We start from the raw sequence: 12,415 nt of genomic DNA, 5'->3' as shown, positions 1-12,415 counted from the left end.
AGGGTGATAAGATATATCTTTATAGCACTAAGTTTGTTTGGAGCCCTTTATGCACTAAAGCCACAAAGCACACAAGAATCTAGTGCAACTAATGAGTTAACTACGGATATAGCTAAGCTAAAGCTAGAGCTTGGAAGTGACTATAAGCCAAGCCTTCCTCATGAGGTATATATAGACCCAAAAGATAACGACTTTGCCACTAGAAATGCCTTGCAGAAAATCTATGATGACGCTGATGCTAAAAGTGGCTTTTTTGTAGGTGCTAATATAGGCTTTGTTAATCTCTACACGCAAGATTCCAAAAAGCTAGCTATAGCTTCTCCATTTTTATTTGGCATGAAGGCTGGCTATCTAGGCTTTGTTAATCAGTACTTTGGTGCTAGGCTAACAGGCTTTATGAGTGCTTCTTTGCCACTAAGTGGTGTTAGTCTTTATAATGTAGGTAGTGGTGATAAAACACCAGCCTTAAGTGATGCCCAGCTAGAATCTTTTTATGCCTTAGCAGGTCTTAGTGCAGATGTACTTTTTGAGTTTCCACTAAACTATAACTATAAGCACTATCTTGGTGGCTTTGCAGGGATAAATATAGGCACGATGTATTATAGAACTTATGTTAACTACAAAGCACGTCCTTTTATCTGGGACTATAACTTCCAAGTGGACTACTCTTTTAATCTAGGCATCAGCCTAACTCTTTTTAATAAAAATAGAATCGAGTTTTACTACAACATCCCCTTTGCTTTCTTAGAGCTTCCGGGCTTTGCAAAGGCAGATAGTGCTTCAGAAGGTTCTACCTTTTATCGCTCTCCTGTTCTTTTTATCAGCTATAGCTATGTTTTTTAGTGATGTAGTTATATAAGGATATATCTCATAGGCGTTTTTAAGCTGTTGCATATTTTATATTTTTTTGTTTCATAAAACCCATATACTTTTAGTTCAAAGCACAGCATCTAGTAACTGCATCTATCGTAACAGTTTTTTCTAGAGTGGTGTTTATATCTGTTACTAGTAGTTGCTTAATCTTTTCACTTATAGATTCCAAAAAAGCTTAAGTTATAGACTAGATAGACTTAGTTTTGTATGCTTCATTTTTCTAGAATGATACATTTAGTTAATGATACTTTACCTATTTTAAAAAAGTTTTTATTTTTATATGCTATTTTTTATATTATTTGCTACTTTTTGCTTTATTCTCTATATTTTTCAATTTATAAAAGTAAATGCAGTATTAATATGGCATTTTTTTCGTTTTGTTTGTATAATGTTTACATTAATTATTAGAAGGAGTTTTAGTATGAAAGGCAACCTACTAAAGAGTAACAAAAAAGGCAAAATAGTAACTAGTGTAGTTCTTGGTGTGATGATAGGAGCTGGATTCTTACACGCTGCTGAAGATACTAGGTATACAAACCCAAAGGCTGATGAAAGGGTTAACGCTGAAAGTAACCTAAGTGCCCCAGTTAGAGAGTTTACTGAAAACCACGACGTGATAGAGGCTATAAGACAGTCTAAGTTCACAGGATTTGCCGCTGTTAGACAAGTCTCTGTTGGAGGAAATGACGCTAAGGGTAATGCTTGGCAAACTATGATAAAGCTAGATGCTACTTCAGCTAGACTTTATGGATTCCAAGCTCAAGTAGGTATCTATATGTCTCAAGGTACTACAGCTCCAGATAATAGCACTAGTGATGGTAGCGTACAAGGTTCTCGTGCTATAAGGTTTAATGGTGGAGGTGTAAGTGATGCCTTTAACTTTTCAAACATTAACTTTGGCTATCACCTAGATGCGGGTCCTTTAAAGTCTGAGATAGTACTAGGTCGTATGAATATGCGTAGTGCCTTAGTTAACCAAAGCACAGACTATGGTCTTGGTGGTATGTATAAAGGCGATCTTTCAGGCTTACAGTTCTCACTTGCCTACTATGATAGTTGGGTAACTGATAATATCTATAAGTCTTTACTAACTAGAAACTGGGATACAGCTACCAAAGCAGGTGCCACTCAGTTTGGTATAGGCAACAACCTTATCCGTGTATCAATTGCTAATAGTGGTAGCTTTGTAAAAGGTCTAAGCTTTGAAGCTACCTACTTAAAAGCAGTTCACTTAGTAGATATAGGCTATCTTGATGCTAGATATAAGCTAGGGTTTATGGAAGATAAAGCTAGCTTTGATGTTTATGGTCAGCTAGGCTATCTTTACCTAAATGATGGCGCGCAGTTCCAAGTAGGTGGGGCTACAGGTGATGCTGCTAATGCTAATAAGGAGTTGCTAAGTGGACCTATAGCAGGTCAAGCACAAAGTGTTGCTTGGGCTAAAAACGCTGGTCTTTATAACATCCAAGCTAACTTAAACTTCAACTTCTTAGAAAAACAAAGTGCTGGTGGTACTATAGGCTTCATGGGTAGCTTTGGGCAGGGCTATGGTGTGAGCCTTGCAAATGGTACATTTAAAACAGCTGGAAGCCTATGGCAAAGCTATACTACCTATCTAGAAGGTACTCACTTTACTGGAGCTGGTAGTAAAAAAGGAACTTCTATAAATGTAGCCTATGCTAAACTTCACTATGCACCTATCAAACCAGTAACTGTTGGTCTTGACTTAGCTTACATAAAAGGTAAAACTAACATGCCTTTACTTAAAAAAGCACAGGCTAATAGAGGTATAAGTAATGATCAGAAAACTTATCGTTACTCTTCTATAGATACTAATAACAAAGGTCTTTTTGAGATAACTCCAAGAGTAGTCTTTAAGTATAAAAAAGGTATAAGCTTTACAGCTGAGTACTCTCAAATACTTGGTGATATGCAGATGTGGAGAGCTTACTTTGAAGCAAGATTCACACTATAGAGTTTAGTTTAACTCCCTTGCATCAAACATCTAAAGGCAGACTTAGTCTGCCTTTAAGGCTTCTAAATACTTTTATCTTTATGATATAAATAGTCCTTACTATCATGTGCTTTTTACAAATACATAAAAACATCTTTTATAGAATCTAAAATACATTATTACCACGCTATCTTTTAGTCTCCTAGCATAGTCATAGTATAAATAGAAGTAAGTACCAAAACTATCCTAGGCCAATAGGGCTAATCATATATTCATATAAAATTTTTATTAGGCATTAAGGCGTAAGGCTTAGAGGTTGTATTAATATAGCTATGCCACATTGAAGGTTGTGCCTTTTTTTCATAATGACAGAAGCTAAGATTGCCATATTAAATTACACAACTTTAGCGTCAAGGCGTGGAAGCTAAGACTTAAACTAAGTTTATGCCTTCTTGATGCAAGGCTTAAAAAGGCCTTTTAGCTAGCTAAGCTTATACTTTGTTTCATCTTCTTTTAGCTTTGGTCTTTCTTTGGAGCTAGTTGTAGGAGGGTTTTTATAGATGTCCCAGTTTGTCATTATCACATCTGCTTTTCTTAAAAGTAGGTTATAAAACACTATGCTAGGGATGGCTACTATTAGCCCAAGTGCTGTAGCTTTTAGGGCTAGGGCAAGTCCACTCATGATGCTTATAGTGTCTATGTTTGCATTAGTCCCTATATTAAAAAAGGTTATCATTATCCCTACTACTGTACCTAGTAAGCCTACATAGGGGGCATTAGACCCAATAGTTGCAACTAGTGTTAGGCGTCTATGTAAGTCTAGCTCAAGCTCTCTTTTATCATCATAGTCATCAAGACGGATGATAGAGTAAAACCACACTCTTTCTATAGCTATGGCGATAACTACTATGCTTAGAAATCCCAAAAACGCTAGTATAGAGTAGTCTATGATATGAGCATAAACTATGATGTTTTGCATTTGGTTATATCCCTTTTGTTTAAGTTTTTACAGCAGCTTATATTCTACTAAGTATTTATATGTTCTTATCTATTTGTAGTCTTTCATAGCTTGGGCGGCTTCTTTATCAAGGGTCTTTTTCTTTAAAGTCTCTCTTTTGTCATACTCTTTTTTACCTCTAGCTAGTCCAAAGAGCATCTTAGCCTTGCCTTTTTTGTTAAAGTGGATTTGTAAGGGGACTAGGGCAAGTCCTTTGGTGCTTACAGATCCAAAAAGCTTATCTATCTCTTTTTTGTGTAAAAGTAGCTTTCTAGCCCTTTTTTCATCTGGCATAAAGTAGCGATTAGTAGTAGCAGAGTAGGTTATATGCATGTTAAAAACCCAAGCTTCATTATTTATGATTCTAATAAAGCTATCTTTTAAGTTGCACCTTCCAGCCCTTATGCCCTTTACTTCAGAGCCAACTAGCACAAGACCTGCTTCAAGGGTACTAAGGATAAAGTAGTCAAAGTTAGCTTTTTTATTTTTGATAACTTTTGTATTACTAGCTTGCATCACTTTGCCCTTTCTAGACTAAAAAAACTTGCGCCACTACCACTAAAGTAAACCTCTTTATACTCTTTTATAAGACTAGCTTTTATCTCTTTTAACTCAGGGTAGAGTTTTAAGGCTGGGGCTTCTAGGTCGTTTAGATTGGAGAAGCTTTTTAATATATAAGGAGATAGGTTAGTTTTGGAATCTAAGTCTAAGCTTTCATAGTCTTTTTTATCATGGCTAGAGTTTTTAAAAGAGTGATTAAACTCCTTATATACGCTTGCAGTGTTGCAAGATATGTGATTAGTATGGAGTTTTATCTTAAAGCTTGGTTCATGAAAGGGGCTTAGGATATCTCCAAAATTATAAGCATTAGCACTTAAAAAAAGATCTTTTTGCTTAAAGTCTACTAACTCAAACTTGCCAGCTTGAGTATAGATACAGATAAAAAAGCATACATCCATGCCCAAAGTCCTAGCGTGAGCTAGCAAAGTCTCATAAGGAAGCTTTAAGGCTTCAAGGTAGTTTAATGCTAGCAAAGTAAGGGCTGCGTTGATACTACCTCCACCAAGCCCAGCGCCAAAAGGTATGCACTTTTTAACAGCTATCTTGTAAGGCGGGATGTCATAGCTATCTTTTAGAAGTTTATAGGCTTTATAGATAAGATTAGATTCCATATCAAAGTTAAAGCCACTAAGACTAAAACTAGTATCTTTACTAAAACTTAAAGTATCAAAAATGCCATCAGTCACAAGGTGCATCCTAGAATCTATTTTGTGCAGTTTGGCTTTTTCATCAAAGCCAGTTACTTTAAGGCTTATGTTTACTTTTGGGTAGGCATAAAGCAGCAAGCTAGACATTAGCTTTTATGCCCTTTGCTTATCTGTGCCCCTAGTGCATTTAGGCTTTTTTCATCTTCTGGAGAAAGCGAGCTTGCTTTTTTGTTCTCACTACTTATGGCTTCTTTTAACTCAGCTCTTAGGATAAGGGTCTCTACTGGTGCATCAAAGCCTAGTTTTACGCTACCTCTATCTATACTTATGACTTTTAGTACTATGTCATCGCCTATGACTATACTTTCTTCTTGTTTTCTAGATAAAATTAGCATTTGCCTATCCTGTTTAATATATATCTAATCTCTTTGTTTTCCATTACTTCTATGAGACCAAAGCTTTTTCCAAAGTCTGCTAGGTAGATTCCAGCTTCTTTGTCTTCTAACTTGAACTTAGCGCCATTTAAGGCGAGATCTTCGTGACTAAAAAGCTTAATTGTAACATATGGCAGTGTCTTTTCTAAGTCTAGGGGCAAGAGTTTTATGTCTTGCTTGATGCCATAACTACTAGGCATATTTATACTTAGGCTTATAGGCTTATTGGTTTTAAGCTTACTTTCATAGCTAAGACTTCCCTCACTAAGGCGTTCTAGACTACAAAGGGCACCACTTACTTGTAATCTAGCACAGATTATCTCGCTTAGGCTTCTTATATAGCCTCCTTTGCTGACACTTACTTCAAAGCTTAAAAAAGGGTGCGTGTAGTTTAGTAGCTTTAAGTTAGAAACTTCCATACTAGCGGCTTTTAAGCTTACTTCTTTTCCTTCTCTGCTTAGTGCATAAGCTCTTTTGCCATCAACTAGCTTAGCACTAAAGCTAGGAGGAGTGTAGCTTAAAGTGCCATTTAACTCATGCAGTGTTTTTAAAACTAAGTCTTTTTTTAGCTTTTTTTCATCTTTTAAGCTAGTGATGTTTTCAGTATCTAAGCTCTTGCTTTCTAGTCCTAAAAAGATGGTGGCTTTATAGGTTTTAAAAGGCATTTCTATATGAGATAAGAATCTAGTATAAGAGTTAAAAGCAAGCAAAAGCTGCCCTTTGGCGAAAGGATCTAGTGTGCCACTAAAGCCTACTTTATCTATAGCAAAGCCTTCTTTATTTAAAGCTTTTTTGACAAGCTTTGCAAAGTAGAAACTTGAAATATTAGGCGGTTTATAAGCAAGGGCTAGCATTAATCTTAGCCTTTGTTAGTTTAGTATAGTTTTTAGTTTGGCTTTTCCTAACTCTACTGCTGGTTGATTGTAAGTGTTTATATCAAAGATGCAGCCAACGGCTGAAGTTAGCAGTTCATAGTACATTATAAGTGATCCTGCACTTTCTTCATTTAAGTGATCTAGCTCTATAGAATCTAAAGGGATGTTAGCTTCTTTTATGGTTTGCATGGTGGCGATTTGCTGGGCACTTAAAAGCTTTGCAAAAGAGATACCATTAACAAAGTTAGTATTTTCTAACTCTTTAAAGTTTATATCAGGTATGGAAGGCTCACTGTAGCTATCTTTATGTATGCCTAAAAAAGTCACAGTTTTATCTTTTAGCCCTTGAAGTATAAGCTGCAAGAATGAGTGCTGATCTATACTCCCTATAAGGCCAATAGGCGTAAGCCCTATATTTTTGCCATCTTTGTTTATCTTACCTAGGCTTTCACCCCAAAGTTGTGCATACCAAAGATTAAAATCGCTAAATGAACTTGAGTAGGAAAATAAGATATTGATTCTATAAGTGCTGGCGTGTTTGGCCATAAAGAGTGCTTTTTGTAGTATGTGCTCTTCGCGTCTTTCAAAAAAGTTAGTAGCCATAACTCTAGCGCCTCTTAAGATGGCATTAACATCATAGCCTAGCAGTTCTAAGGCTAAGATTCCAACACTACTTAAGACACAAAATCGCCCACCGATATTAGGCTTTATGCAGACATGTTCTACTTCGTGATTTTTAGCCCACTCATGAAGCTTTGAATCTTTATCAGTGATGACTAAAAGGCGTTGCTTGAGGTTTTTGTCAAGTAAAGAAAAGGTATGCACAGCATACTTCATAAGAGAGGTTGTCTCTATAGTAGTACCACTTTTAGATATGACTATAAAAAGTGTGCTTTGAAGCTTTATCTTTTTTATAGACTTTTTTATCTTAACTGGGTCAGTGTGTTCTAAAAACTTTAAAGAGATGTCTTTTCTATTAGGCAGGTGATAAAGCATATTATCTAGTGCTTTTATGCCAAGAGAGCTTCCACCTATGCCAATTATGACTATGTGGGAGAGAGTACTTAAGATGTTTGCATTTCTTTTAATATAAGCGGCTGTATCATCAAGGGCTTTGGTTTCAAAAGGTAAGTTATAGTAGCCAGTGATGTCAGTATCTTTTTCAGCTACTATCTTATCAAAGACAGAATCTAAGTCTTTTTTCTCATAACTCTCTGGAAAAAACTGCTTAAACCCTATCATCACTTAACCTTTTATCTATAAGCTTATATCTTATTGCTACTGCCTAAAAGTTCCATTCTTTCAACCATGACTTTTACCATAGCTTCTTGGGCAGGTGTAAAAAACTTTCTTAAATCAAACTGAGATCTATCATTGTTAGCTACTTTTCTAACTTCAGCCATGAAAGCTATCCTTAAGTCTGTGTCAGTATTAACTTTGTTGATACCGCCACGTACTGCTTCTTGCAGAAAAGAAAATGGCACTCCTTTACTATTACCAAGCTCGCCACCACTTTCTATAAAGCTTTCTCTTACGTAATCAGGTATAGCACTAGCACCGTGCAAAACTAATGGAATCTTAGTTAGCTCTTTTACCTTTTTTAGTCTTTCAAAGTCTAGCTTTGGCTCACCTTTAAACTTAAAAGCACCATGACTTGTGCCAATTGCCGGGGCTAAAAAGTCAACCTTGCTTTTTTCTACAAAAACCTTTGCTTCATCAGGATTGACTAAAACTGCATCTTTTTCATCAACTGATATATTATCCTCTATGCCCATCAAACGCCCAAGCTCAGCTTCTACACTTACGCCATAAGAGTGTGCCATATCCACTACTTTTGAAGTCATCTCTAAATTTTTATCAAAGTCATAGTGAGATGCATCTATCATAACTGAGCTAAAGCCTGCTTCTATGGCTTTTTTACAAGATTCAAAGCTAGTCCCATGATCAAGATGTAAGCTAACTGGTATGTGCGGATATCTTTGTGCTAGGGTTTGAACCATACTTACAGCGATATCTGCGCCCATATACTTTATAGCACCTTCACTTGCTTGTACAAATATAGGAGAGTTAGCGATATTTGCAGCAGTAAAGATGGCGTTAAGCATCTCAAAGTTTACAAAGTTAAAAGCACCCACGCCGTAGTTTTCTTTATTGGCCTTATCTAAGATCTCATGTCCAAATACCAACATTAAAAGTCCTTTTTAGTATGTAATTTTTGCACTATCGCGGAATTTTTTCACCTTGTCTTGAACGATTTGTTGAACTTTAACTTCTCTAAGATTGTGCATGATCTCGTTTTTAGCTTCATCAAAGCTTACAACTTCAGGTTTTTTAATAGAATCTAGATAGATGACATGGTAGCCAAACTGAGTTCTAACTGGAGTTTTAGTGTAAGTTTTAGGTTTCATATCTTTAACAGCATCTGCAAAGGCTGGCACCATACTGTTTAGGTTAAACTCACCTAAAGACCCACCATTTTGATATTGTTTTGAACTTGGGTCAATTGAAAGCTGGTTTGCTAGCTCTTTAAACTTATCTTCTACTTTAGTTTTAGGCTGTTTGTTTAGCTGATCTATGATGCTTTTAGCTTCTGCTTCAGTTGATACTAGGATATGTCTTGCTGTAGCTTTTTGTTCTTCAAATTTGGATTTATTATCATTGTAGAACTTTTTAGCTTCTGCTTCAGTTACAGCAGGTACTTTTTTAGCAACACTTGCTATCCAAAGTTGGACTAAAAGTTGACTAACGGCTTGTTTGTACTCTGGAGTTTCATCAAGCTTTTCTTTCTTGGCTTCATTTGATATTAAAACTGTGTCTATTAGTTGATCTAGGATTTTGCCTTGCTCTTGAGGGGATAGTGCATCGTAGTTAAATCTTGGATTTTGCTTTTTAATCATTTCAAAAATCTTATCATCTATAACAGTTCCATTAACTGTGGCAAGAGTTCTTGCAGTTGCAAAGTTTAAAGCTAGTGTCCCAGCCATGGCTAATGCTAGAGTGCATTTCAACATTTTGTTTTTCATATAGTCTGCTCCAAGGTGTTTTTAGAATTTAGATTCTAAATGATACAATACTTTAATGATGCAAAATTATGTTTTTGCTTCCTTTTAGACATACTTGGATGCGATTTTTATAAATTTTCATAATAAATCTTAAGGGAGACCATGAAACTCTTTTTACTAAAACAGTTGCTTGGGGCTGGGTTTATAGGTAGGACATTAAGTGATTTTTTCTCAAAAAAGATGCTGCTTTTAAACTTCATATCTTTTGTGATTTTAATCATAGTTTATGTTCTTAGTTTTATCATTTTGTATGAAAATTTTGATCACTTAGTTAATCTCTTCCCACAGTTTATAGTCTCTTACATGCACAGTAGTGGTAGTTTTAACGTCCTTACTCTTCTTTTAAAGCTTGTAGTTTGGATAGAGATAATATTAATTAGTGCTTTTGTGCTAGTTGTAGTAAATGTCATAATGTCTATGTTTTATACACCCATAATTGTAAGTCATATACATAAGACCTACTATAGTCATATCAAACTTACTCCTGCTTCTTTTGGCGATAGCACGCTTACTTCTATAAAAGTGCTAATTGCTAGCGTGGTAAAGCTTTGTATTATAGGGGCTATCTTTAGCTTGCTTCACTTTATAGGACTAGGATTTATAAGCGCTTTAGTTTTGCTTTATCTCTTTTTTAGATTCCAAGCCATAAATCTAAACTATGAAGTAGCCTTATCTTTGATGGATTCTAAAGACTGCAAGCAGTTTTTAAGGTTTAATGCCTTAGCACTTTTTTTCTTAAATATACCACTTTATATACTTAGTCTTATACCTATAGTTAACTCACTAACCGTCTCACTAAAAAGCCTTTTGATAGCCCATTATATGTTTTCAGCACTTGAGTTAAGATCACCTAAGGGTAAAAATGAAGAAGATGTTATAGATGTTGAGATATTAGAATCTTAGAGTAAGAAAGAAGGGTAAAAGCCTAAAAGTTTAGGCTTTTAAAAAGTAAAGCTTTAAAGCTTGCTATTTGGTTACTTCATTTGCAACAGTAGTTAAAAAAGTCTCTATGTTGTCTACTACTTTTTGATTTTTAAGATTATAGATTTTTTGTAACTTTTTCATATCATTGATAGCGATAAAAACTTGCCCTTTAGCATCTTGCCATATAGCCATTCTTAAAGGTAGTTCAAAAGCTATCTCTTGATTATCTTGCATTAAAAAAGTGCCCACTTTTGGATTCCCAAATATTACAACGCGAGTTGGGTTTAGCTCTAGTTTTACATCAACCGCGTTTTGTTTGTGGTCTATGTCTGCAAATATAGGTATATTTTTAGCCTTTAGGAAGTTTACTAAGGCGTTGTAAGTGTCTTCAAAGCTTTTATTACTTTTTTTAACTAGTAAGTCATACTTTGGAGTGAAGTCATTAGCCATAGCCATACCTTGCCATATAAATAGTCCTACGATTAGTGCTTTTAGCATTTTCATGTTATTAATCCTTAGTTGTGATGTAAATTTACCTCTTTTTTAAAGTGCTACTTTAAAGCTTAGGCTAATTTAAGCCATGATATCAAAACATCAATAATAATTCACAGCATTAGAAGTTAGGGCAAGGGTTTTTATAAAAATAAAGCTAGAAGTTAACATAATCTATCTTGATTGATGGTATAAACTATAAGAGTGACCCAGCCTTTTACAAGGCTAGATTCTATACATTAAATTAAGATTCAAAAAACTACATATGTGAAATCATAACATCAGCAAACTCAGAGCACTTAACTTCTTTTGCTCCATCCATCAATCTCGCAAAGTCATAAGTCACTTTTTTAGATTCTATAGACTTGATCATAGAATCAACTATCAGTTTTGCTGCTTCATGCCAACCCATATGTTTTAACATCATCTCAGCACTTAGTATTATAGAGCCCGGGTTAACTTTATCAAGTCCAGCGTACTTTGGAGCTGTGCCGTGTGTTGCTTCAAACATACCTACAGTATCATTTAGATTAGCCCCTGGTGCTATACCTATACCTCCTACCATAGCAGCTAGAGCGTCACTTATATAATCACCATTTAAATTCATAGTAGCTATGACATCATATTCTGCTGGGCGAAGTAAGATCTGTTGTAAAAAGGCATCAGCTATAACGTCTTTTACTACTATTTCTTTGCCAGTTTTTGGACTTTTAAACTTACACCATGGTCCTTTATCTATCTCAACTGCACCAAATTCTTTTTTAGCTAGTGCGTAACCCCATTTCATAAAAGCACCTTCAGTGTACTTCATGATATTACCTTTGTGTACTATCGTAACAGAATCTCTATCATTATCTATAGCGTACTGCAAGGCTTTTCTTACTAGTCTATCAGTGCCTTCTTTGCTTATAGGTTTGATGCCTATACCGCTAGTATTAGGGAATCTTATCTTAGTTACGCCCATGTCTTTTTCTAAGAAGTTGATTAGCTTTTTGACTTCTGGAGTACCTTCAGCAAACTCTATCCCAGCATAGATATCTTCGCTATTTTCACGGAATATCACCATATCAACCTTGCCCGGCTCTTTTACTGGACTTGGACTTCCATACCATCTAACTGGCCTTAGGCAGACATATAGATCCATAGTTTGTCTTAATGCCACATTCAAGCTTCTAAAGCCTTCGCCTATAGGAGTAGTTAGTGGTCCTTTTATAGATACCTTATAGTGGTTTAGTGCATCTATAGTATCTGGTAAAAGCCACTGCTCCATTGGAGTAAGAGACTTTTCGCCCTTAAACTTATTGAAACACTTTTCTCCCGCATACACTTCATACCAAGTGATCTTTTTAGTGCCTTTGTATGCTTTTTCTACTGCTGCATCTACCACTTTTATCATAGCTGGTGTGATGTCAACTCCGATTCCATCGCCTTCTATGAAAGGTATAACTGGGTTGTTTGGGACATTTAGCTTGCCACTAGAATCTACTGTTATAGTTTCGCCACTTGTAGGCTTTTGTAAAAATTTTGGACTATAGGTACTCATAAGTTCTCCTAAAAATAATATATGTCTTTAATTGTAACTGCAAAAGATATAAA

13 protein-coding genes are annotated in these 12,415 nt (G+C 35.5%); 3 read left to right on the top strand and 10 right to left on the bottom strand.

The genetic code is table 11. The annotated features are described in order from the left end of the window. The first annotated feature begins 3 nt into the window (after positions 1 to 3). Both BKH40_RS02935 and BKH40_RS02930 read left to right on the top strand, forming a co-directional pair. Positions 4 to 843 carry an outer membrane beta-barrel protein gene (locus BKH40_RS02935; protein WP_095276815.1) on the top strand — a complete coding sequence of 280 codons (840 nt, stop codon included), beginning with the start codon at positions 4 to 6 and terminating at the stop codon, positions 841 to 843. A 451-nt stretch (positions 844 to 1,294) separates the two neighbouring features. After that, positions 1,295 to 2,848, top strand: coding sequence for a hypothetical protein (locus tag BKH40_RS02930; RefSeq protein ID WP_095276813.1), 1,554 nt, complete (start codon positions 1,295 to 1,297; stop codon positions 2,846 to 2,848). Between the two features lie 460 nt (positions 2,849 to 3,308). Here BKH40_RS02930 and exbB read toward each other — a convergent pair whose 3' ends face one another. From exbB to BKH40_RS02890, 8 genes are all read right to left on the bottom strand, one after another. Continuing rightward, positions 3,309 to 3,806, bottom strand: coding sequence for a TonB-system energizer ExbB (gene exbB, locus BKH40_RS02925; protein ID WP_095276811.1), 498 nt, complete (start codon positions 3,804 to 3,806; stop codon positions 3,309 to 3,311). A 69-nt stretch (positions 3,807 to 3,875) separates the two neighbouring features. Beyond that, positions 3,876 to 4,340, bottom strand: a complete 465-nt coding sequence (gene smpB / locus BKH40_RS02920) for an SsrA-binding protein SmpB (RefSeq protein WP_095276809.1) — start codon at positions 4,338 to 4,340, stop codon at positions 3,876 to 3,878. After that, on the bottom strand, positions 4,340 to 5,179 hold the full coding sequence (locus BKH40_RS02915; RefSeq protein ID WP_095276807.1) for a hypothetical protein: 840 nt from the start codon (positions 5,177 to 5,179) through the stop codon (positions 4,340 to 4,342). The genes smpB and BKH40_RS02915 overlap by 1 nt, the downstream gene beginning before the upstream one ends. Next, a complete protein-coding gene (locus BKH40_RS02910) occupies positions 5,179 to 5,427 on the bottom strand; it encodes a carbon storage regulator (RefSeq protein ID WP_095276805.1) in 249 nt (82 codons plus the stop codon). The genes BKH40_RS02915 and BKH40_RS02910 overlap by 1 nt, the downstream gene beginning before the upstream one ends. Further along, the gene (locus tag BKH40_RS02905) at positions 5,421 to 6,320 is read right to left on the bottom strand and encodes a tRNA pseudouridine synthase (RefSeq protein ID WP_095276803.1); all 900 of its coding nucleotides are present in this window, start codon (positions 6,318 to 6,320) and stop codon (positions 5,421 to 5,423) included. Before BKH40_RS02905 ends, BKH40_RS02910 begins: the two co-directional genes overlap by 7 nt. A 15-nt stretch (positions 6,321 to 6,335) precedes the next feature. Continuing rightward, entirely contained in the window at positions 6,336 to 7,583 is a 1,248-nt protein-coding gene (locus tag BKH40_RS02900) for a glucose-6-phosphate isomerase (RefSeq protein ID WP_095276802.1), read from the bottom strand. Between the two features lie 23 nt (positions 7,584 to 7,606). Continuing rightward, positions 7,607 to 8,530 (bottom strand): class II fructose-bisphosphate aldolase, encoded by a 924-nt coding sequence (locus BKH40_RS02895; protein WP_095276801.1) that lies wholly within the window; start codon positions 8,528 to 8,530, stop codon positions 7,607 to 7,609. A gap of 12 nt (positions 8,531 to 8,542) precedes the next feature. Next, on the bottom strand, positions 8,543 to 9,364 hold the full coding sequence (locus BKH40_RS02890; protein WP_095276800.1) for a peptidyl-prolyl cis-trans isomerase: 822 nt from the start codon (positions 9,362 to 9,364) through the stop codon (positions 8,543 to 8,545). 141 nt (positions 9,365 to 9,505) lie between these two features. Between BKH40_RS02890 and BKH40_RS02885 the strand changes: the two genes are divergently transcribed. After that, on the top strand, positions 9,506 to 10,306 hold the full coding sequence (locus BKH40_RS02885) for an EI24 domain-containing protein (RefSeq protein ID WP_095276798.1): 801 nt from the start codon (positions 9,506 to 9,508) through the stop codon (positions 10,304 to 10,306). A 63-nt stretch (positions 10,307 to 10,369) separates the two neighbouring features. Here the strand turns inward: BKH40_RS02885 and BKH40_RS02880 are convergent, their stop codons facing one another. Together BKH40_RS02880 and icd are read right to left on the bottom strand one after the other, a co-directional pair. Next, positions 10,370 to 10,831, bottom strand: coding sequence for a DUF302 domain-containing protein (locus BKH40_RS02880; RefSeq protein WP_095276795.1), 462 nt, complete (start codon positions 10,829 to 10,831; stop codon positions 10,370 to 10,372). A 247-nt stretch (positions 10,832 to 11,078) separates the two neighbouring features. Then, a complete protein-coding gene (gene icd, locus BKH40_RS02875) occupies positions 11,079 to 12,362 on the bottom strand; it encodes an isocitrate dehydrogenase (NADP(+)) (protein WP_095276794.1) in 1,284 nt (427 codons plus the stop codon). Between the last annotated feature and the right edge of the window lie 53 nt (positions 12,363 to 12,415).

Origin of the sequence: Helicobacter sp. 11S02629-2 (genome assembly GCF_002272875.1) — a bacterium.
In the GTDB taxonomy this organism is placed as follows: Bacteria; Campylobacterota; Campylobacteria; order Campylobacterales; family Helicobacteraceae; genus Helicobacter_I.
The sequence above is the reverse complement of the archived record's forward strand: the minus strand, read 5'-3'. Positions and strand labels throughout refer to the sequence as shown.